Origin of the sequence: Halosimplex salinum, from assembly GCF_003730195.1 — an archaeon.
Classification (GTDB): domain Archaea; phylum Halobacteriota; class Halobacteria; order Halobacteriales; family Haloarculaceae; genus Halosimplex; species Halosimplex salinum.
Window position 1 is genome coordinate 421,849 of the sequence record NZ_QWGG01000003.1, and the last position, 20,259, is coordinate 442,107.

17 protein-coding genes are annotated in these 20,259 nt (G+C 69.2%); 8 read left to right on the forward strand and 9 right to left on the reverse strand.

Translation table 11 applies throughout. From position 1 onward, the window contains the following. Positions 1-61 precede the first annotated feature (61 nt). The 4 genes from D1409_RS10405 to D1409_RS10420 form a co-directional block, all read right to left on the reverse strand. Positions 62-1,195, reverse strand: a complete 1,134-nt coding sequence (locus D1409_RS10405) for a BMP family lipoprotein (RefSeq protein WP_123536774.1) — start codon at positions 1,193-1,195, stop codon at positions 62-64. A 99-nt stretch (positions 1,196-1,294) separates the two neighbouring features. After that, a complete protein-coding gene (locus D1409_RS10410) occupies positions 1,295-2,065 on the reverse strand; it encodes an RraA family protein (protein WP_123536776.1) in 771 nt (256 codons plus the stop codon). A 132-nt stretch (positions 2,066-2,197) separates the two neighbouring features. Beyond that, positions 2,198-2,557 (reverse strand): DUF7344 domain-containing protein, encoded by a 360-nt coding sequence (locus tag D1409_RS10415; RefSeq protein WP_123536778.1) that lies wholly within the window; start codon positions 2,555-2,557, stop codon positions 2,198-2,200. 66 nt (positions 2,558-2,623) lie between these two features. Continuing rightward, a complete protein-coding gene (locus D1409_RS10420) occupies positions 2,624-3,280 on the reverse strand; it encodes a helix-turn-helix domain-containing protein (protein ID WP_123536780.1) in 657 nt (218 codons plus the stop codon). Positions 3,281-3,390: 110 nt separating this feature from the next. Here D1409_RS10420 and D1409_RS10425 point away from each other — a divergent pair, with 110 nt between their 5' ends. After that, the gene (locus tag D1409_RS10425) at positions 3,391-4,002 is read left to right on the forward strand and encodes an MBL fold metallo-hydrolase (RefSeq protein WP_123536782.1); all 612 of its coding nucleotides are present in this window, start codon (positions 3,391-3,393) and stop codon (positions 4,000-4,002) included. Positions 4,003-4,117: 115 nt separating this feature from the next. Here D1409_RS10425 and D1409_RS10430 read toward each other — a convergent pair whose 3' ends face one another. Next, positions 4,118-4,267, reverse strand: coding sequence for a 50S ribosomal protein L40e (locus D1409_RS10430; protein ID WP_123536784.1), 150 nt, complete (start codon positions 4,265-4,267; stop codon positions 4,118-4,120). 132 nt (positions 4,268-4,399) lie between these two features. On the opposite strand from D1409_RS10430, the gene D1409_RS10435 reads away from it, so the two are divergent. Continuing rightward, positions 4,400-5,476, forward strand: coding sequence for an enolase-like domain-containing protein (locus D1409_RS10435; protein ID WP_123536786.1), 1,077 nt, complete (start codon positions 4,400-4,402; stop codon positions 5,474-5,476). A 45-nt stretch (positions 5,477-5,521) separates the two neighbouring features. Here D1409_RS10435 and D1409_RS10440 read toward each other — a convergent pair whose 3' ends face one another. Next, positions 5,522-6,589, reverse strand: a complete 1,068-nt coding sequence (locus D1409_RS10440; RefSeq protein ID WP_123536788.1) for a TrmB family transcriptional regulator — start codon at positions 6,587-6,589, stop codon at positions 5,522-5,524. 155 nt (positions 6,590-6,744) lie between these two features. Between D1409_RS10440 and D1409_RS10445 the strand changes: the two genes are divergently transcribed. Further along, positions 6,745-8,691 (forward strand): glycoside hydrolase family 9 protein, encoded by a 1,947-nt coding sequence (locus D1409_RS10445; RefSeq protein ID WP_123536789.1) that lies wholly within the window; start codon positions 6,745-6,747, stop codon positions 8,689-8,691. A 171-nt stretch (positions 8,692-8,862) separates the two neighbouring features. Continuing rightward, on the forward strand, positions 8,863-9,636 hold the full coding sequence (locus D1409_RS25210; RefSeq protein ID WP_206425023.1) for a DUF4870 domain-containing protein: 774 nt from the start codon (positions 8,863-8,865) through the stop codon (positions 9,634-9,636). Between the two features lie 48 nt (positions 9,637-9,684). Here D1409_RS25210 and D1409_RS10455 read toward each other — a convergent pair whose 3' ends face one another. Further along, a complete protein-coding gene (locus D1409_RS10455) occupies positions 9,685-10,194 on the reverse strand; it encodes a DUF367 family protein (protein WP_123536791.1) in 510 nt (169 codons plus the stop codon). Positions 10,195-10,329: 135 nt separating this feature from the next. On the opposite strand from D1409_RS10455, the gene D1409_RS10460 reads away from it, so the two are divergent. Together D1409_RS10460 and D1409_RS10465 are read left to right on the forward strand one after the other, a co-directional pair. Further along, positions 10,330-11,883 carry a redoxin domain-containing protein gene (locus tag D1409_RS10460; RefSeq protein ID WP_123536793.1) on the forward strand — a complete coding sequence of 518 codons (1,554 nt, stop codon included), beginning with the start codon at positions 10,330-10,332 and terminating at the stop codon, positions 11,881-11,883. Between the two features lie 63 nt (positions 11,884-11,946). Continuing rightward, on the forward strand, positions 11,947-12,312 hold the full coding sequence (locus D1409_RS10465) for a nuclear transport factor 2 family protein (protein WP_123536795.1): 366 nt from the start codon (positions 11,947-11,949) through the stop codon (positions 12,310-12,312). A 296-nt stretch (positions 12,313-12,608) separates the two neighbouring features. On the opposite strand, the gene serS is transcribed toward D1409_RS10465, so the two are convergent. Then, the gene (serS, locus tag D1409_RS10470) at positions 12,609-13,991 is read right to left on the reverse strand and encodes a serine--tRNA ligase (protein ID WP_123536797.1); all 1,383 of its coding nucleotides are present in this window, start codon (positions 13,989-13,991) and stop codon (positions 12,609-12,611) included. A 157-nt stretch (positions 13,992-14,148) separates the two neighbouring features. Here serS and D1409_RS10475 point away from each other — a divergent pair, with 157 nt between their 5' ends. Beyond that, on the forward strand, positions 14,149-15,003 hold the full coding sequence (locus D1409_RS10475; protein ID WP_123536799.1) for an alpha/beta fold hydrolase: 855 nt from the start codon (positions 14,149-14,151) through the stop codon (positions 15,001-15,003). 66 nt (positions 15,004-15,069) lie between these two features. After that, the gene (locus D1409_RS10480) at positions 15,070-15,981 is read left to right on the forward strand and encodes an MBL fold metallo-hydrolase (RefSeq protein WP_123536801.1); all 912 of its coding nucleotides are present in this window, start codon (positions 15,070-15,072) and stop codon (positions 15,979-15,981) included. A gap of 17 nt (positions 15,982-15,998) precedes the next feature. On the opposite strand, the gene D1409_RS25215 is transcribed toward D1409_RS10480, so the two are convergent. Further along, complete coding sequence (locus D1409_RS25215) at positions 15,999-20,237, reverse strand: PAS domain S-box protein (RefSeq protein WP_206425024.1); 4,239 nt, start codon at positions 20,235-20,237, stop codon at positions 15,999-16,001. Positions 20,238-20,259 lie beyond the last annotated feature (22 nt).

The following is a 20,259-nucleotide window of genomic DNA, read 5'->3' on the forward strand; positions in this document are numbered from 1 at the left end:
AGGGCTGTCGGGCGCAGTTCGTCCGCGGCTGTCTGTCGCGTCGGCCGGGCTACTCATCCCTTCAGGGCTCTTCTGGCACGTCGATCTCGCCGTCGATGATGCCCTGCCGGGCCTCGCCGATGGCGTCTTTGACGTCCTGTGGGATCTCCGAGCCGAGCTGGTCGCCGTAGACAGCGGCGACGCCGTCGTCCTCGAGACCGAGCGCGGTCGTCGACCCGCCCTCCAGCGACCCGTCGACGGTGGCCTCGACCGAGTTGTACACGGCCGTGTCGACGCGCTTGACCATGCTGGCGAGGATGACGTCGCTGAACGACTCGCGAGTCACCGACTGGTCGCGGTCGACGCCGATCGCGAACTTGCCTTCCTCCTGGGCGGCCTGGAAGACGCCGGTCCCGGTGTTCCCGGCGGCGTGGTAGACGATGTCCGACCCCGAGTCGTACATCGACAGCGCGGCCTCCTTCCCGCCGGAGGGGTCGTCGAAGCCGCCGACGTAGGCGGTCTGGACGTCCACGTCCTCGTTCGCGTGGGCGGCACCGGCGACGAACCCGGCCTCGAAGCGTTTGATCAGCGGCGACTCGACGCCGCCGACGAACCCGACGTTCGTCGAGTCGCCGGTCGTCGCGCCGGCGCCCGCCTCGAAGTCCATCGTCGTCAGCGCGCCGGCGAGGTGGCCGACGAGGAACGACCCCTCGTGCTCGGCGAACACGTACGAGGCGACGTTGTCGGCGTCGACCGTCTCGTCGACGATCATGAACTGCTGGTCGGGGTACTCGCTCGCCGTGTCGCTCAGCGGGTCCGCCTGCAGGAAGCCGATACAGCAGACCAGGTCGTAGTCCGGGTCCGTCTCCCGGGCGAACTGTCGCTGGAAGTTCCCGAACTCCGACGGCGACTCCGGCTGTGACTCCCTGTACTCGATACCGAACTCGTCGGCGGCCTGCTCGATACCCTCCTGTGCCTGGTCGTTGAACGACCCGTCGCCCAGCCCGCCGGCCGCGTACACCATCCCGACGTTGGTGGTGTCGTCACCGCCGTCACCACCGTCGCCGCTGGTGCCGTCGCCGCCGCCATCGCCGCCATCGCCACCGCTGCCGTCCCCACCGTCACCGTCACCGTCGCCGTTTCCGGTACAGCCCGCGAGCGCGAGCGCTCCAGCGGTCCCGACGCCCCTGATGAATCGCCGCCTGTCGAGTGACATATCCCTGTAGGCGTCCGGAATTGGGGTAAAAATTGCGGTTACCGAAGCTGTCGGCGTATCGATCCGAACTCGGCGACCGTCGAGCGCGGGGCCGGCCGCTCACAGCACGCCGTACTCCTCGTACACCTCGTCGATCGGCATCCCCTCCTCGATCTTCCGGCGTTCCTCCTGTTCCTCCTCGTAGATCGCCTCGACGCGCAGGAGCACCTCGTCGACGACCTCCCGGGGGATCACCTGTGCGCCGTCGAAGTCGGCGAACACGAAGTCGCCCGGTCGGACGGTCACGTAGTGGGAGAGGTGGCCCGGCATGTGGATCGGCTGTTCGATCTCGATGATCTCCCAGCCGCCGTGCCAGTTCGGGACGGTGCCCTGCGTGTAGACGGGGAAGTCGTCGAGTTCCCTGATGTAGCGCGTGTCGCGGACGTTGCCCGCACAGAGCATCCCGCGAGCGCCGTGGGCCTTCGCCAGCGTACAGCTCATCTCACCGAAGTGGGCCGGTTGCGCGTCGCCACCGGTGTCGAAACAGAGGACACTGCCGTCCTCCGCCTCCTCGACGGTCCGCATCAGCTGTTTCTGCGGGTGGACGCCGTCGTTCTCCTCTTCCCACTTTCGTTCGAGGAACGCCTCGACCTCGTCGGTCTTCGGGTAGGTGTGGAGTTTGACGGGGAGGGCGCGACCGACCAGCGTCTCGCCGCGCTCGACGGCGAAGAAGTCCTGGTCGAAGACGAACCGGCGGACGCCGACGTTGTACAGCGCGTCCGCGACGCTCCCGCCGTACCCCGCCTCCTCGAACCGCTCGATGCGCTCGAGGTCCGAGATATCGAGCGTTCGGGGCTCCTCGTCCAGGTCGAAGTCGTATTCGGGACCCATGCCCCTCGAATCAGACGGCTGACTCTTCACTCTGTGGGTGGTCGAAGTGCTCTCCGGGGAGTGGCCGAACGGCCGGACGAACGGGTGATCCTCCGACGCTTCGGACTGCCGTCTGCGAGCCGCCGACCGGCCTCAGAGCGCTATCGCGCCCGCGAGAACGGGGTCGGCGTCGAGGATAGCCGACAGGTGCGGCTCTATCCGGTCGAACGCCGCCGTCGGCTCGACCAGCCCCCGCTCCGGGTCGTACTCGACGAGCCCGGCCGCTTCCAGCCGCGGGACGTGAGCGTGATGCAGGCGGATCTTGACGTCCGTGACCGCCTCGCCGGACACGTCGGCCAGCGGCGTGTCGTGGGTGTGTTTGACGACCGTCTTCGTCAGATCGTCCAGCGTCAGCGGCCGCCGTTCGTCCGCGAGCACCGCGAGGACGATCCGCCGCTCCGTGTCCGCACAGAGCTCCAGAACCGCGTCGAAGTCGAGTCCGGTCCCAACCATTAGACTCCTGTAGCGCACCCGTTCGGTTCCGATCTTCTTTTTAGTATACAACCCATTTATAAGGAGTCAGCCCGGCGGTCGCGTCTCGGGGAGCGTCGTGCCGAGGATCTTCTCGATCCCGCGGCGGAGGCGGGACGCGACGGCCTGCTGTGTGATACCGAGTTCGTCGCCGATGTCGGCCATCGTCACCTCGCGGGGCGTCTCGAAGTAGCCGCGCCTGTACGCGAGTACCAGCGCCTCCCGTTGCGTGTCGGTGAGCGCCGTCTCGGTGTCGGACTCGATCGGCGTGAGCGCGTGGAGTTTCGTGAGCGTGATCGGGACGTCGCGGTCTCGACAGCGCTGCTGGAACGACGCGATGTCCTGCTGGTCGTCGCCGCGGACGTGGAACGTCCACTGCTCGCTCGTCCCGACGGCTTCGATGAGCGGGACGCCCGTCTCCATCAGCGTACTCAGGACGCCGTCGTGCTCCAGTCGCCACTCGACGCGCAGCAGGTACTGGTCTTCCACGGAGTCGACGAGGCGGATGTTCTCGACGCCCGGGTGGTCGAGGAACGCGCTCTCGACGTCGTCGGATTCGGCCCCGCGGACCCAGAAGTAGGGGATCACGACGTCCTGTGCCGGGATGATCCGCTCCAGTTCGACCGTCACGTGGGGTCGCCGTTCGAAGACGGTCCCCAGCGGAAACTCGTCCGACGGGACCGTGAACGTCGCCTCGGTAGCCATCGGTTGAAGTCTCGCGCGCGACCTGTAAAGGGCTACTGTCGGCATCCCGGGTTCCCTCGCGGGCACGTTCGTACAGCAGACTCAAGCGACAGGCGACCGATCCGTCGACCATGGAAGTCGTCAACGTCACCGAAGACGCGGACACGTTCACGTGCAACGCCTACCTCGCGCTGGGCGAGTCGCCGACGCTCGTCGACGCGGGCGCGATGACCGGCGTCACAGACGTGCTCCGCGACCACACCGACGAGATCGACCGCGTGGTCCTCACGCACCAGCACGGCGACCACGTCTCGCAACTCGACGCCGTCCTGGACGAGTTCGACGCGGACCTCTACGCGTACGCCGACCACCCGCGACGCACCCACGAACTCGCCGAGGGCGACACCGTCACCGTGGGCGACGAGACCTGTGACGTGGTGTACACGCCGGGTCACGCCGACGACCACGTCTCGCTGGTCTCCGACTCGTCGCTGTTCTCCGGCGACGTGGTCGTCCACGACGACGGCGCGTTCGACGACGGCAGTTTCGGCCGCACCGACATGGCCGGCCAGTCGCGCGAGCGCCTGATCGAGTCGATCCGGGACCTCCTCGAACAGATGCCCGGCACTGTCGAACACATGTACAGCGGTCACGGAAGCGTGTTCCACGGCGACGTGCGCGAGGTCGTCGAACGAGCGCTCGAACGCGCGGAGCGACGCGAGCCGAAGTACCCCGACGAGTAAACAGAGCTACCGGACGAGTACCCAGAACTACCGGACGAGGAGATCGAACGGTCGTTTCCACTCGAAACGGTGCCGTCGCTCGACAGTCGGAAAGTGAGAGAGAAGACGGGCCGAATCAGGCGTTGCGGCGCTCTTTGCTCTTGCGCCGGAGGTTCTTGTAGCCGCACTTGCGGCAGCTCTCGGCGTCGACGGAGTTGCGAGCGTTACAGCGCATGCAGATCTGCTTCTCGAGCTCTCGGTGTTCGGCCGGATCGAACTTGGGCATACCCGCCCTTCCTCGTCACCGCGTTTAAACGTTGTCTCTCCGCCCCGGCGGTGCTCGACTGCACCGCGCGCCCGACCGCGACAGTTCGCCGGTTGAGTCACGGTTAACCGCGCCGCGTCCGACTACCCGTCCATGAGCGACCTCTACGACCGCGTCGCGGACCTCCCCCTCGAAATCGACGAGTTCGACCTCGCACGCCACGAGATGGACACCTCCGCGGGGTTCACGCGCGTCACGACGGAGATAGAGCTCGACGGCGGCGACGAACGCGGCCGTGGCGAGGACGTCACTTACGACACCGAGGATCACGACCGGTTGCAGTCGGCCCACGCCGCGGACGACCTCGACTGGGACCTGTCCGGCGAGTACACGTTCGACGAGTTCTCGGCGATGCTGGCGGACATCGACCTGTTCCCCGAACCGCCGGAGCGGGAGGTCTCACGGCACTACCGCCGCTGGGCCGTCGAGAGCGCGGCGCTGGACCTCGCACTCCGGCAGGCCGACACCACTTTCGCCGCGGCGCTCGACCGCCGCTACGACCCCGTCCGGTTCGTCGTCTCGACGCGATTGGACACCGAGGGCGACCCCTCCGCCGACCGGATCCACCGGTGGCTCGACGTCGACCCCGAGATGGAGTTCAAACTCGACCCCACGGCCGCGTGGACGCCCGACCTGATGGACGAGCTCGCGGCGACCGACAGCGTGCGCATCCTCGACCTGAAGAGCTACTACGAGGGGACGGACGTGGACACCGACGCCGACCCCGAGCGCTACCGGCAGGTGCTCGCGGCGTTCCCCGACGCCGTCGTCGAGGACGCGAAGTTCACCGCGGAGACGCGACCGGTCCTGGCGGGCGCCGAGGACCGCCTCTCGTGGGACTACCCCGTAACCGACGTGGACAGCGTCGAGGCCCTGCCGATCGAACCACAGTGGCTCAATATCAAGCCCTCGCGGTTCGGCACGGTGGCGGACCTGCTCGACACGGTCGAGTACTGTCTGGAACGCAGGATCTCGCTGTACGGCGGCGGCCAGTACGAACTCGGCGTCGGGCGCGAACACCTCCACGCCGTCGCGTCGGCGTGCTACCCCGACGGGCCGAACGACATCGCGCCCAGCGCCTACCACGCGCCAGAACCCCACTCCGACGTGCCCGCGAGCCCGCTCGACCCGCCCGCGGAGCCGACGGGACTGCGCTGGGCTCGGGAGTGACTCGGTCGGGGATCGAGCGCTCCCGCCCCGGACCCCGCCCGTCGCTCAATCCGTGATCGATTCGACGCGGACGATCTCCGCCTCGATGTCCTCGCCGACCGCGCCCCAGCCGCCGACCTCGACCTCGCCGCTTTCCGTCGCGACGACGATGCTGACGGTTCCGCCGAGTTCGTCGTAGGAGGGGTCGGTGACGGACCCGTTGCCGTCGCCGAGTCGGACGTCGACGAGTCGCCCCCGGACGTCGACGGGGTCGCCGGTGTCGGTGTCGCGGCCGTGGACGGCGACGGTGACGGTCGCGCCCTCGTCGGCGACGACCGCGGCGTGGCGGACGAACTCCTCGATGCTGACGTAGACGGTGTCGTCCTCGTCGGCGACGTGGACCCGCTCTGCGGGGACCCACCCGCAGGTGAGAAACGACCAGTGAAAGAGGAAGGTCAGGAGGTCGTCGCCGACCTGGACGCCGTACTCCTCGTCGGCGTGGACGTTCGGCGAGAGGAAGCCCTGCCGGCGGTCGACGACGGTGAGGAACGAGCCGGGCGACCGGGAGTGGCGCACCTCGGTGATGGGGCTGCCGACGAGGTCCTCGGGACCGATCTCGGAGTCGGCGATCGGCCCGTTGATCGACGCGTGGACGACGACGCCGCGCCCGGCGGCGGACTCCAGCGCGGGGCGGAGTTCCGTGAACTGCTCTGCGGTCCCGCCGAACTCGACGGAGACGTTCGCCGCTTCGATGGCGGCGCGAGCGTTCTCGACGACCGTCCGCTGGCGTTTGACGACGCTGACGCGGTGCTCGCTCGGGTCCGGCCGCTCCCAGCGCTCCTCGATCTCGTCGGCCGCGTCGGCCAGTAACTCCCCCGTCGACCGGAGTTCGTCGAGTACCGTCCCCGGTTCGTCCGCCCGGGCGTGCAACCGGTCGCGCTCGACGGCCTCCACGAAGCCGCGGTCCTCCAGCGTCCGCACGACGTCGTACACCTGCGAGGTGGGCACACCGGCCTGCTCGGCCACGTCGACGACCGGCGCCGTCCCCTTGTCGAGCAGCCCCAGATACACGGCCGCCTGGTACTCCGTCAGGCCCGCGCGCTCCAGCGCCTCGCGGAGTCGATCCGTCTCCATGCCCGACGATGCTCCCCGCCGGAGTAAAGCGTTCCCCTGCCCCCAGGCGATCCACCGCCGATCGCTCTGGACCTCACTACACAACAACGCGCTGTAAATTTCTCAGAGTTATTGTGGGAAAATTATTAGTATACCGTCCCGAATACGTGTTGGATATGGTGGACGACAGCGAGCGGGTGTCGCGACGGGCGATGCTCGCCGCGGGCGTGACCGGGGTGGCCGCGTTCGCGGGGTGTCCCGGACAGGGTGGATCGACTGCGACACAGGGCGAGCGCGACGGCGACGCGGCGGGCGACGGGTCGGACGCGGACGGTGAGCCCTCGACTGACGCGGACACCGACGCCGACGGCGACCCCGGGTCGACGGAGGTGAACGAGCCCCCGGAGACGGCGGCCGACCCGCCGACGGAACTCGACCCGGCGGAGTCCGGCGAGTCGGTCCTCGTCGACCAGGTCGGGTACCGGCCGCCAGACCCGAAGGGAGCGGTCGTGCGGGCGGACGCGACGGCGTTCACCGTCTTCGACGCCGAGAGCGGCGACGCCGTCACGAGCGGCGAACTCTCGGACCCCTCCGAGGACGCCGCCTCCGGCGACACGGTGCGCCACGCCGACTTCAGTGGCGTGAGCCAACCGGGGACCTACCAGTTGGCACTCGGCGACGGTAGCGTCGCCTCCCACGAATTCGAAGTTGCGGACGGCGTCTGGGGCCGGACGCTCGCCGAACTGTGCCGGCGATACACGCTCCGCCGGGCGAACACCCGCATCGAGGACCCCGTCACGGGTCTCGAGTTCGGGCCGGGCCACCCGCAGGACGCCGAGGCCCGGATGTACTTCGGCGACGAGTTCCGCGACGAGGGGGACACAGTCGACGTGAGCGGCGGCTGGTACGACGCCGGCGACTACGGCAAGTACGTCACGCCGGGCGCGATCACCGCCGGTCAGCTGCTGCTGGCCTACGAGCAGCACCCGGACACCTTCGAGACGGGGCAACTCGCCATGCCCGACGGCGTGTCGACGGCTGGACGCGAGACGGGCATGCCGGACCTGCTGGCGGAGGTGAAGTTCAAACTCGAGTGGCTGGAGAAGATGCAGCGGCCCGACGGCGCCGTCTATCACAAGGTCTCGGGGACGAACTGGCCGGGGATGGACACGAGTCCGACCGAAGACGACCAGACCCGCTACGTGTTCGGGCTCTCGACGTACGGGACGGGGATGGTCGCCGGCGTGATGGCGATGGCCGCCCGGATCTACCGCGAGTTCGACGCCGACTTCGCCGATCGGATGCTGGAGAACGCCCGGAATGCCCAGTCGTACCTCGAAGCGAACCCCGATTCGGAGTTTCGCCGCGACGAGGGGCAGGACGACGGCTCGGGCGGGTACGCGAAGACCAGCGACCGCGAGGAGCGGTTCTGGGCCGCCGCCGAACTGCTGAAGACCACCGGGGAGAGTCGCTACGCCGACTACCTCGAATCGGAACTCGCCGACCGCTTCGGAATCGCCCCGCCGGCGGTGACCTGGGGCAACGCGCTCCTGCTGGGCCACTGGGCGTACTACACGGCCGAGGCGGGGGACGAGGACCGGCAGTCGACCATCGCCGAGCAGCTGGTCGCCGACGCGGACGAACTGGTCGAGCACGTCGGCTCGGAGGGGTACCGCGTCTCGCTGTCGACCGACCAGTACTACTGGGCGTCGGCGAAGGTCGCCGTCGCGAAGGGCAACAAGCTCCTCCTCGCCAACGAGATCGAGCCGAACGAGGCGTACGTCGAGGCGGCGCTCGACCAGATTCACTACGTGCTCGGGCGGACGCCCACGACCTACTCCTACGTCACGGGGTCGGGCGAGACCGCCCCGCAGAACCCCCACAGCCGGACCGTCGAGAGCACGGGAATCAACGTCCCGGGGAACCTCGTCGGCGGCCCGAACGCCAGCGCGGACGACCCCGAGCTCGCGGAGCTGATCGAAGACGAGAGCCCGCCGCCCGCGAAGTGCTATCTCGACGTGACCGGCTCCTACGCCTCGAACGAGCCCGCCATCGACTACGCGGCGCCGCTCGTGTTCGCGCTCGCGGCGTTCACCCCGGCGTCGGCCATCGGCGTCGAATAGCACGACATCAGCCGCTCGACCCGCCGTTCGCGGCGTTCGGACGCCGCAAATATGTGATCGGCTAGTGAAAAGTATTACAAGAGGTGCTTTCGCTCTTGCTGACATGGTTGGTACACACCGACCCAGGGGAATCGGGCAGGAACGCGGCGCGCGCGTCGTGGAGGTGGGCGCATGAGCGACGAACAGCCGGACGGCTCCGACCCGAGCGAGAACGGACAGTCGACGGACGACCAGTCCGTCGAGGAACGGACGGTCGACGGACAGACGGTGGAAGGCCAGTCGACTGGCGGGCAGTCGGTGGAGGGTCAATCCACGGGCGGTCAGTCGGCCGACGGGCAACCCGCCGAGAACGGTTCGACTGACGAGCAATCTACCGACGGCCAGTCGACCGGCGGTCAGTCCACGGGTGGTCAATCCACGGGTGGCCAGTCGACCGAGGACCGGAGTGCAGGCCAGACGGGCGGGCAGAGCACGGGCCAGACGGGCGGCCAGAGCGCCGGTCAGCCCAGTGGACAGACCGCGGGGCAGTCGGGCGGGCAGAGCGGGCAGACGGTTCAGCGGGGCGATTCGATGACCGGCCCGGCGGCCGGGGGGACCGACCTCGAGCCGAACGTCGCGGCGGCCATCGCGTACGTGGTCGCGCCGCTGACGGGCGTCCTCATGCTGCTGCTCGAAGGCGACGAGGACGACTTCGTGCGCTTTCACTCGATTCAGAGCATCGGCTTCGGGGTCGCCGTAATCGGCGTCTACATCGTCATCGGAATGATCGTCGGCGTCCTCACCGCGATACCGTTCGTGGGCGACTTCTTCGCGTTACTGGTGCTCCCGCTGAACGGGTTCGTCGGCCTCGCGGCGTTCGTCGGCTGGGCGCTGCTGATCCTGAAGGCTCACCAGGGCGAGCGCTACGCGCTCCCGATCATCGGGCCGATCGCCGCGTCGAACTGACGCCGACCGCAATTCTTCCGGGCCCGGTCACCCGCCGCCAGCGACGGCTCACTCGTCGGCGAGATAGTCGTCCTGCACGGCGAGCACGTCCGTCGAGTCCGCGCAGTCGGCGTAGCGCGCGAGCGGTTCCTCGTTGAGTTCGAGGAAGGTGTGTCCCCACGAGAACACGGAGAGGATCTCCTCGGCCTGTTCGCGCTCGCCGAGGATACAGAGCGCGCCCGCGAACGCCTCGACGGTGTTCAACTGGAAGGCGGTCCCGTAGTTGACGGGGTTCCCGGCGACGAGGAAGGGGAGCGAGCGGTGGATCCCCTCCAGGTCGAAGGCCTCGCGCTCGGCGGTCTCCCACGAGCAGTCGAGGGCGACGAGGCGGTCGCGGCGAGCGCCCGTCCCCTCGCGGTCTGCGGGCGAGAGCGCCTGGTCGGCGAAGGGGTTGAGGACGATCCCCGGCGGCGTCGACCGCGTCGCGCGGTGTAACTCGGCGTGGTCGAACTTCGCGAGCCGCCGCGCCGAACACTTGTCGGGGTCGTCGTCCCCCTCGTACCGGACGTGTAACTCCACGGGCGGGGTACTCGCCGCGGTGGCAAAAGCCGCTCGGACCGGCGACACCGCCCGAGCGGTCGACCGGCGAACGCCGATTCTGTCCGTGAAAACGCTGGGAACACCTATATACGATAACTCGTGTGTTATGGTACAATGCTCTCGGAGGGCGCCGACGCACCCGCGGTCAGCCTGCCCGCCTACGTCGACGGCGAACGGCGACAGGTCGACCTCGACGAGTACCTCGGTGACGGGATCGTCGTCCTCGCGTTCTACCCCGCGGACTTCAACCCCGCCTGCACGATGCAGACCTCCGACCTGGGCGATCTGGATCTCTTCACGATGCAGAAAGACGTCTCCGTGTTCGGGGTCTCGCCCGACAGCACCTACAGCCACGAGGCGTTCGCCGAGCGGTACGGGCTGAACGTCCCGCTGTTGAGCGACCGGGCGGGGACGGCCGCCGACGCCTACGACGTGGCGATGGAGACCGAGACCGGCGAGTCGCTCGTCCAGCGGGCGGTGTTCGTCGTCGACCACCGCGGAACGGTCCAGTACGCCTGGGGGACCGACGACCTCGAAGCGACCATCGACGTGCGGCCGGTGAAAGAAGCCGTCGGCGACATCGGCGGCGACGACACCGCGCTCGAACGCTACCGGGTCGGCCACGAGAAGTACGTCGCCGGTCGCCAGGCGTTCACCGACGCGATGGCCGAGTACGAGGACCGCGAGTGGATGGACGCCCGCAGCGGGTTCGAGGCGGCCGAGCCCCACTTCACGGCCGCCGCGGACCACTTCGACACGGCCGTCAGGTTCGCCGAGACCGCCGACTTCGAGACCGTGGTCGACCGCACTCAGGAGAAGGCCGACACGCTCTCACACGCCGCCAGCTGGCTGGCCGACTCCGCCGACGCCCTCTCCAGCGGCCGCGGCAAACAGGGCTCGCAGTATCGCGACGACGCCCAGCGCCTCCTCGACACCGCGAGCGACCTCTCCGAACCCCCCGAACCGGACGCGTTCGCGCTCACGGGCGACGGGATCGACATCGGCGACGCAGTGGTCGTCGAACCCGAGGACGACGGCGACTACGACTGGCGGGCCGACGACGGCGACCCCGTCGACGCCGACCTCGCAGTCGACGACGCTGACCTCGACGCGGCCGTCGCCGAGGGGACCGACGAGTACGCCGAGACGGCGGGTGAGTCCGACACGGTGGAGGGCGACCTGGAGATGAACCTCGACGCCGTCGACGCGACCGACGACGACGCGCTGGACGCGGCCGACGCGGCGGACGCCGACAGCGAGTCGAGCGTCGAGGGAGACACGGTGGAAGGCGACCTGGAGATGAACCTCTACGCCGTCGAGGCGTCCGAGGGCGAGGGGACGGACGGTGACGCGGAGACGACAGCCGGCGACGCGGAGACCTCCGGCGGTCCCACGACGGCCGGCGGAGCCCCCGACGGACCGACCGGAGAGGGCGACGGCGCTGGGGTGGAGACGACCGCTTCCGGCGACGAGACAGGAGCCGAAAGCGGCGATGCGGTCGGCGAGGACGGCGAGACGGGCGATGACGGACCGGGAGCCGACGGATCGGGGGACGCCGACGCGGACGACGACGAGGACGTGGAGGAACTCGACCTCGTCGACCCGACCGAGGGAGCGGACGAGGAGGAGACGGACGAACGCGCCGACTGGGACATCCCCGGTCGGTGAGGGCGTGCGGCGGAGCCGTGGAGTGACCGGCGTCCTCTTGTCGCGGCCCCGCCAAACACGCCTATGAGCGACCGCGCCGTCGAGCGGGCGCGCGCCTACTACCGCGCGCTCGACGACCACGACTACGACGCCCTCGCGGACCTGCTCGCCGACGGGTTCGTCCACGACCGTCCCGATCTGACCCTCGACGGGTGCGAGCGCTTCGTCGCGTTCATGCGCGAAGAACGACCACAGAAAGACACGACCCACCGCGTCGAAGCGGTGTATCGCGTTCATGAAGACGAGAGAGGGTACGAACGTGAGACAGGCGGCGCCGTCGCAGTCCGCGGCCGCTTGCTCGACGCCGACGGCGAGCAGATCACGGCGTTCGTCGACGTGTTCACCGTCGGCGATCCCGGTCTCGAACGGATCGACACCTACACGCACTAAAACGGTTCAAAAGGGGTGTTCGATGGCGTAGCGCCGCTACTCTTTCTCGCCGGCGCCGAGCGCTGGATGTCGTCGGCGAGCATGACGCGTTCTCGTGCGCGTCAGTCCTTCTCGCCGGCGCCGACCGCTGGATGTCGTCGGCGAGCATGACGCGTTCTCGTGCGCGTCAGTCCTTCTCGCCGGCGCCGAGCGCTGGATGTCGTCGGCGAGCATGACGCGTTCTCGTGCGCGTCAGTCCTTCTCGCCGGCGCCGACCGCTGGGTGTCGTCGGCGAGCACGACGCGCTCCCGTGCGCGTCACTCCTTCTCGCCGGCGCCGACCGCGCTCTCGCCGACGGGGTCGTGGCCCTCGACGACCTCCTGGCCGTTCATGTACGGGCGCAGGGCCTCGGGGACGGTGATCGTCCCGTCGTCGTTCTGGTAGTACTCCATGATGGCGACCATCACGCGCGGGACCGCGACGCCGCTCCCGTTGAGCGTGTGGAGGTACTCCGCGCTCTCGTGGCGCTCGGGTCGATAGCGGAGTCCGGCGCGGCGCGCCTGGAAGTCCTCGAAGTTCGAGACGCTGGAGACTTCGAGCCAGCGACCGCCCACGTCGGGGCCGTCCTCCATGTCGTCGGCGGGCGCCCACACCTCGATGTCGTACTTCTTGGCCTGCGTGAAGCCCATGTCGCCGGTGCACATGTCGAGGACGCGGTAGGGCAGGCCGAGGCGCTGGAGCACTTCCTCGGCCTCACCCAGGAGCGCTTCGAGGCGGTCGTAGCTCTCCTCCGGGCGGACGAAGTTGACGAGTTCCACCTTGTCGAACTGGTGAACGCGGACGTAGCCGCGCGTCTCCGTGCCGTGCTCGCCGGCCTCGCGCCGGAAGTTGGGCGAGAACGCCTGGTGTTTCAGCGGGAGGTCGTCGTCCAGCAGGATCTCGTCACGGTACATGTTCGTCACGGGCACCTCCGCGGTGGGGAGGAGCCACAGGTCGTCGTCGTCGTAGTCGTCGTCCTGCCGGGCCTCGATGCGGTAGGCGTCCTCGGCGAACTTCGGGAGCTGTCCCGTCCCGCGCATCGACGCGGAGTTCACCGGGATCGGCGGGGACACCTCGACGTACTCCTGCTCGCGGTGTACGTCGAGGAAGAAGTCGACGAGCGCGCGTTTCAGGCGCGCGCCGTCGCCCTTGACGAACTGGAAGCCGCCCCCGGAGACCTTCGCGCCGCGCTCGAAGTCCAGCAGGTCGAGTTCCTCGCCCAGGTCGTAGTGGGGCACCACGTCGTCGGGGTCGACCCGCAGGTCGTCGAACCCCTCGCGGTAGCGCTCGATATTGTCGCTCTCGTCCTCGCCCGTCGGCACGGAGTCGTGCGGGACGTTGGGGAGTTCGAGCAGTCGCTCCTCGAGTTCGTCCTCCAGTTCGTCCGCGCGGTCCTCGACCTCCTGGAGTTCGTCCTTGAGCTCCTGCGAGCGCTCGATGGCCGCCTGAGCCTCCTCCTCTTTGCCCTCCTGTTTGAGGTCGCCGATGTCGCTGGAGACCTCGTTGCGCTCGTGTCGGAGCCCGTCGCCGCGGGCCTTGAGTTCGCGCCACTCCTCGTCGATCTCGAGGATCTCGTCCAGGTCGACGCCCGTGACGCCCTTGCGCTCGATGGCGTCGCGGACCGTCTCCGGGTTCTCCCGGACGAACTGCCTGCTTAGCATGAGCGAGGCTTCTCGACGCCCGGAATTATGGCTGTCGGTGTCGTGTGGGAGATTGTCGATCGGCCGTCGCGGTGCCGGGAGTCGCCCAGTGAGACCGTGAGAGCGAGTTCCACGGAGCGATACGGGTTTCAGTCCACGGCCCCCAACATGGCTACACATGAACGAGCCCTCTACGATCGAACTGCCGGACGGCCGGACGCTCTCGTACGCCGAGTACGGCGACCCCGACGGCACACCTGTCTTCCCCTTCCACGGCGTCATCGGGTCGCGGCTGATGTGGTCGCTCTGCGACGACGAGGCGACGGAGCGGGGCATCCGCGTCGTCGCCCCGGACCGACCGGGCTTCGGCGCGTCGGACTTCGAGGGCGGTCGGACGCTACTCGACTGGCCCGACGACGTCTGCGCGCTTGCGGACCACCTCGACATCGACCGCTTCGGCGTCGCGGGGTTCTCCGGCGGCGGCCCCCACGCGATGGCCTGTGCGCACGCCGTCCCCGACCGAATTCGGGGCGTCTCGCTCGTGAGCACCGTCACGCCGCCGGAGACGCGGGCGAACGCGGATCCGTTCAACGAGGCGGTGCTGTCGGCGACCAAGCACGTGCCGGGGTTCTCCCAGACGGCATTCGCCTCTTCGGCGTGGCTGGCCGAGAACGCCTGGCCGCAGTTCCGGACCGCGCTGGTGGCCGGGTCGCCCCCGGAGGACCGAGCGGTCTTCGACGGGCCGGCCGGCGAGACGCTGTTCGCCGACGGCGCCGAGGCGTTCCGCGGCGGGTCGCGCGGACCGGCCCACGACCTCCCGCTCGTCGGCCGCGACTGGGAGTTCGACGCCCGCGACTGCCCGCTCCCGGTCGACATGTGGCACGGGCGCGCGGACGGGACCGTCGGCGTCGACCTCGCGCGGGCGTTCGGCGACCTCCTCCCAGACGTCGACCTGTACCTCACCGACGACGCCCACTACTCGACCTACGTCAACAACCGCGGCGCGGTCCTCGACGCGGCCGCCACCCGGTGAGGCCGGGGCACTGCCGAGCGGGACGGTAACACGAACCGTTTAGTCCGCGCCGCCCGGGTATCGAGTATGGCAATCGGTGACGTGTTCGACGTGACGGTCGGCGACTGCACGGATCTCTCCTACGTCGACACCGGGATGTACGACGTGGCCGAGTACGGTTCGGTGTACATCGTGGACGACGAGCGACCGGCACTGGTCGACACCGGCATCGGCACGAACTACGAGCGGATCCTCGACGCCGCGGCGGAGGTGGGACTCGAACCCGAAGATATCGAGGTGCTCGCGGCCACGCACGTCCACCTCGACCACGCGGGCGGGGCCGGCTTCCTCGCCGAGGCGTGCCCGAACGCCGACGTGTACGTCCACGGTATCGGCGCGCCCCACCTCGTCGACCCCGAACGGCTCTGGGAGGGGACGAAACGCGCCGTCGGCGACCAGTTCGTCCACTACACCGAACCGAAACCCGTCCCCGAGTCCCGGATCGTCGAGGTCGAGAACGGCGACAGCATCGACCTGGGCGACCACGCCCTCGACGTGTACCACGCGCCCGGGCACGCCCCGCACCAGGTCGTCTTCCACGACCCGGCGAACGACGCCGTCTTCACCGCCGACGCGGCGGGCATCTACTCGCCCGACGCCGACAGGCTCTTCCCGACGAGCCCTCCGTCGAACTTCGACCCGGAGCAGTGTCAGGACGACGTGGACCTGCTCCGCGAGATCGACCCCGAGGTGCTCTGTTACGGGCACTACGGGCCCGCCGAGACGGGCGACAAACTCGACGACTACGCGGACGTGCTGGCGTCGTGGGTCGCGCGGGTCGCCGAGAAGCGGGCGGAACTGGACGACGACGAGGCCGTGATCGAGCACTTCGTCGCCGAGGCGGACGCCGAGCGGGCGATCTGGGGGGCGGAGAAGGCCGACCCCGAGGTGGCGATGGACGTCCGGGGCGTGCTGATCGCGCTGGACCGGGCGGAGTGACTCGTCGGTGAGGGCGGTCAGTCGCCGGTCGACGAGGAGTCGTCGGCCACTTCGAACAGGCCGCCGAACACTTTGCCTTCGGCCTTGCGGAGGTGCTGGTGGAACGTGGGCGGGGAGACCTGGAGCGACTCGGCGACGTCCTCGCCGGAGGCGTCGCGGGGCCACTCGAAGAACCCGGCGTGGTAGGCCGCTTCGAGCGTCGTCCGCTGGCGGTCGGTGAGCCCCTCCAGGAGCGCGGCCGTGGGCCGCGAGTGGTCGTCGTCTTTGGTCACCTGCTGGCGGCGCAGCATCGTCGCCGACGGGTAGGCGTCCTGGACGGCGTCGATGACCTGTCGGACGTCGGCGCTCGGCGAGAGGTGGAGCGTCATCCGGTAGTCGCCGTCCTCGACGAGGGCCCGCTCGACGGAGCCGCCGAGCGAGGCCAGCGTCGACAGCACCGGCGGTTCGTCCATCCGCAGTTCGAACCGGGTGTCGCCGTCGCCCTCGTCCTCGGTGAACGACACGTCGGTCCAGTGGGGGAGCCGGTCGACGAGCGTCTCGAGCGTCGGCACGGCCTCGGCCGCGGCCTCGCCGTAGACGAGGAACTCCCCGTCGCCGACGGTGACGACGTGGTCGAAGGAGAACCGACCCTCGGGCTGGTCCGCCACGTCCAGCCGCTCGAACAGGTCCCTGATCTGGAACTCCAGTTCGACGACTTCGTCGCTCATGAGCGCCTGCTTGCGCTGGGTCGCGGCGATGGCGTGGCCGACGACCTCGCCGAGCTGGCGGAGCACCGTCCGCTCGTGTCCCTCGAAGGCGTTCGACCGCTCCGCGTACACGTTCAACACACCGTACGTCGTCCCGTCGTAGACCACCGGGATAGCCGCCGAGGACGCGAAGCCGTGCTCCTCGGCTACGTCACGCCACGGCTCGTAGTGCGGGTCGGTCTTGACGTGCTGGATCGAGTGGACGGCCCCGGTCCGGATCGCGCGGCCGGTCGGCCCCTCGCTCCGCTCGTCGTCCGGGTCGACGGAGACGGTGACGGCGTCGAGGTACCCCTCGGCGCCCGCCTCGGCGCGCGGCTCGACCGTCTGCGAGGTGGCGTCGACCTCGCCGATCCAGGCGAAGCGGTAGGAGTCGGCCGACGCGAGGTGCTCGCAGACGGTCCGCTCGATCTCGGCGCGCGTCGACTGGTCGAGGACCGCGTCGGTGATCTCGCGGACGACCTCGTTGAGGCTGTTCAGCGCCGCGAGCTGTTCGCGCTGGCGGACCAGCGCCTGCTCGTCGCGGTGGCGACCGATCGCCGTCGCGAGGATGGTCGCGACCGACTGGACGAAGTTGACGTCCTGGTCGGAGAACTCCCGCGCGTCGGTGTCGTGCGCCCCGAGGACCCCCCACGGGCCGTCCGGCGGACCGACGACGACGCTGATCCCGCTTCGGACGTCGTGGTCAGTCAGCAAGGCGGGGCCGCTGAAGCGCGTCTCGGTCGGCAGGTCTTCGACGACCACCGGCTCCGCCGACGCGAGCGTGTGTGCGGCCTGCGAGTCGTCGTCGACCGCCGAGACGGTCGCCTCGCCGACGACCCCCTCGTCCCAGCCGACGCCCTGCCGAACCAGGAGTTCCCCGGCCTCGTCGTCCAGGTCGAGCACCTTGCAGTAGTCGGTGTCGAGTGTGGCCGCCACGCGCTCGACGGCATCCGCCATCAGCGCGTCGATGTCGCGGCTCTCGAGGGCGCGCTGGCCCAGGTCGGTGACGACCGCCTGCTGGCGGATCCGCCGCTGGAGTTCGCGCTCGCGCTCGATGCGCTCGCTCACGTCGCGGACGACGCCACAGCGGCCGTACCCCTCGCCGTAGGGGAACGGCTCGTATCGGGTCTCGACGGGGATGCGCGACCCGTCCTTGCGGAGGAGTTCGAACTCGATGGTCGCCGCCTCGCGCTCGCCCTCGATGACCGAGCCGGCGCGCTCCTCGATGACGGGCGTGTACTCGTCGTCGTAGACCAGCGAGCCCTTCTCGCCGAGGATCTCCTCGCGCTCGTAGCCGAGCATGGAGCAGAAAGCGTCGTTGACGAGCACGTACCGGTCGTCGTCGTCGAGCGCGTAGATGCCGTCGTCGACCGTCTCGACGATCCGTTCGTACTGTTCGAGTTCGCGCTCGCGCGCCCGGCGGTCGGTCACGTCGCGGACGACGCCGACGCGCTCGTACCCGTCCCCGGTCCCGGACCCCATCAACGAGAAGGTCGCTTCGCCGACCCACTCCTCCCCCTCGGCGTCCGTGAGCGCCGTCTCCAGCGTGGCCGTCGCCTGCTCGCCGTCGAACAGCGCGTCCTCGATGCGCTTGGCCGTACTGAGCGTCTTCTCGTCGTCCACGACGGTCGAGATGTGTTCGCCGAGGAGCGCCTCCGGGGGGAGTCCGACCATCGACGCGTACGTCTCGTTGACCTCGGTGAAGTACCCCTCCTCGTCGACGACGTAGATACCGTCGTCGACCGTCTCGACGATGGTCTCGTAGCGCTCGAGTTCGCGCTCGCGCTCTTTGCGCTCGGTCACGTCCTGGAAGTACACCGACAGCCCGCTCTCGGAGGGGTAGGCCGACACCGCCAGCCAGGCCTCCAGCGGCGGGTAGTACGACTCGAAGGAGACCGACTCGTTCGTCTCGCGGGCCCGCTCGTACTCGGCCTGGAACTGGGTGTCGACGGTCTCGGGGAACTCCTCCCAGAGGGTCCGACCGACGAGTTCGCTCCGCGAGCGGTCGAGGAGCTGTGCCGCGCGCTCGTTGACGTACGTGAACCGCCACTCGTCGTCGAGCGCGAAGAACGCGTCGTCGACCCGCCTGAGCAGTTCCTCCAGTTCGTTCTCGAGGTCCGCGCGCCGACGTTCGAGGCGCCGAGCCTGCTCTTTCAACTGCGTCACGTCCTCCGCGGAGACGACGACCTGGTCGACCGCGCCGTCCTCGCCCGTGATCGGGACGGCGTTCACCGAGAGCCACCGCTCGCCCCCGCCCGGGAGGTCGAAGCGCCCGACCCACTCCCTGACCGGGTCCCCCGTCCGAAGCGCGCGGTCGTACGGTCGTTCGCCCGGCGGAACGGGGTCGCCGTCCTCGTCGAAGACGGTGTCCCCGGCCAGCGAGTCCGGCTCCGCGTCGGTGTCTTCCACACCGAGGTAGCGTCGCATCCGTTCGTTCATCCTGACGGGGTCCCCGGTCTCGTCGAGGACTGCGATGCTCTCGGGCACCGCCTCGAACACTCGTTCCAGGAGGTCCCGCTCGCGTTCGAGTTCCCGCTCGAACGCCCGGCGGTCGGTCATGTCGCGGGTGACCTTTGCGTACCCCTGCAGGTCGCCGTCGTCGTCGCGGATGGCGGTGATCGTGACGTTCGCCCAGAAGCGCGTCCCGTCGGCGCGCACCCGCCAGCCCTCGTCCTCGACCGACCCGTCCTCGTCGGCCTTCACGAGGTTCTCCGCAGGCACGCCCGCCTCGCGGTCTTCCTCCGTGTAGAACGTCGAGAAGTGCTCGCCGACTATCTCCTCGGTCCGATACCCCTTGAGCCGCTCGGCGCCCGCGTTCCACGTCTGGACGTGTCCCGCCGGACCGAGCCGGAAGATGGCGTACTCCTCGGTCTCCTCGACGAGCGTTCGGAACTGCTGCTCGCGCTCCGCGAGCGCGCGCTCCGAGCGCTTTCGCTCCGTCACTTCGGTCACGACCCCTTCGAGGACCGTCTCGTCGGTCGCTGCCACGTCGACGGCACAGCCGCGTTCGTGGACCCACCGAGTCTCCCCGTCGACGGTCCGGATCCGGTAGTCCACCGAGAACTCGTCGCTCGTGGCGAGTTGCTCGTCGACCTCCCGGCGGAGTCGCTCCCTGTCGTCGGGGTGGACCACGTCGTCCCCCCAGCTGACCTCGCCGCGTTCGATCGCCGCCGGCTCGTACCCCGTGAGGTCGCGTGCGGCCTGGCTGACGAACGACATCGGCCACCCGGGCACTTTCTGACAGCGATACACGACGCCCGGGACGTTGTCGATCAACCGCGAGAGCACGTCCTCGGATTCGCTCCCCGTGCTCGCCGTGCCGTCCGACGGCCGCCACCACACCCGCGCGCTCGCCCCCACTTTCTTGGTCTTCAGTCGGTCGTGGTCGACCAGTCGCTCCAGTCGGTCGTACGTGCTCCGGCGGCCGAGACCAAGTCGGTCCGCCACCTCGCTCGTCGTCCGTGGCTCCCCGTCCCCGTCGAACAGCGCCAGCGTCTCGCTGAGACTCTCCGTCAACCCGTGCGATCCCATCACCCCCATCCACGGCCGGGGG

Bases quoted from the DNA above. Each gene is read 5' to 3' on its own strand.
- D1409_RS10460 (WP_123536793.1), top strand. From the start codon at position 10,330: ATGCTCTCGGAGGGCGCCGACGCACCCGCGGTCAGCCTGCCCGCCTAC.
- D1409_RS10445 (WP_123536789.1), top strand. From the start codon at position 6,745: ATGGTGGACGACAGCGAGCGGGTGTCGCGACGGGCGATGCTCGCCGCG.
- D1409_RS10420 (WP_123536780.1), bottom strand. From the start codon at position 3,280: ATGGCTACCGAGGCGACGTTCACGGTCCCGTCGGACGAGTTTCCGCTG.
- D1409_RS10480 (WP_123536801.1), top strand. From the start codon at position 15,070: ATGGCAATCGGTGACGTGTTCGACGTGACGGTCGGCGACTGCACGGAT.
- D1409_RS10405 (WP_123536774.1), bottom strand. From the start codon at position 1,195: ATGTCACTCGACAGGCGGCGATTCATCAGGGGCGTCGGGACCGCTGGA.
- serS (WP_123536797.1), bottom strand. From the start codon at position 13,991: ATGCTAAGCAGGCAGTTCGTCCGGGAGAACCCGGAGACGGTCCGCGAC.
- D1409_RS10430 (WP_123536784.1), bottom strand. From the start codon at position 4,267: ATGCCCAAGTTCGATCCGGCCGAACACCGAGAGCTCGAGAAGCAGATC.
- D1409_RS10415 (WP_123536778.1), bottom strand. From the start codon at position 2,557: ATGGTTGGGACCGGACTCGACTTCGACGCGGTTCTGGAGCTCTGTGCG.
- D1409_RS10425 (WP_123536782.1), top strand. From the start codon at position 3,391: ATGGAAGTCGTCAACGTCACCGAAGACGCGGACACGTTCACGTGCAAC.
- D1409_RS10475 (WP_123536799.1), top strand. From the start codon at position 14,149: ATGAACGAGCCCTCTACGATCGAACTGCCGGACGGCCGGACGCTCTCG.
- D1409_RS10410 (WP_123536776.1), bottom strand. From the start codon at position 2,065: ATGGGTCCCGAATACGACTTCGACCTGGACGAGGAGCCCCGAACGCTC.
- D1409_RS25210 (WP_206425023.1), top strand. From the start codon at position 8,863: ATGAGCGACGAACAGCCGGACGGCTCCGACCCGAGCGAGAACGGACAG.
- D1409_RS25215 (WP_206425024.1), bottom strand. From the start codon at position 20,237: ATGGGATCGCACGGGTTGACGGAGAGTCTCAGCGAGACGCTGGCGCTG.
- D1409_RS10440 (WP_123536788.1), bottom strand. From the start codon at position 6,589: ATGGAGACGGATCGACTCCGCGAGGCGCTGGAGCGCGCGGGCCTGACG.
- D1409_RS10435 (WP_123536786.1), top strand. From the start codon at position 4,400: ATGAGCGACCTCTACGACCGCGTCGCGGACCTCCCCCTCGAAATCGAC.
- D1409_RS10465 (WP_123536795.1), top strand. From the start codon at position 11,947: ATGAGCGACCGCGCCGTCGAGCGGGCGCGCGCCTACTACCGCGCGCTC.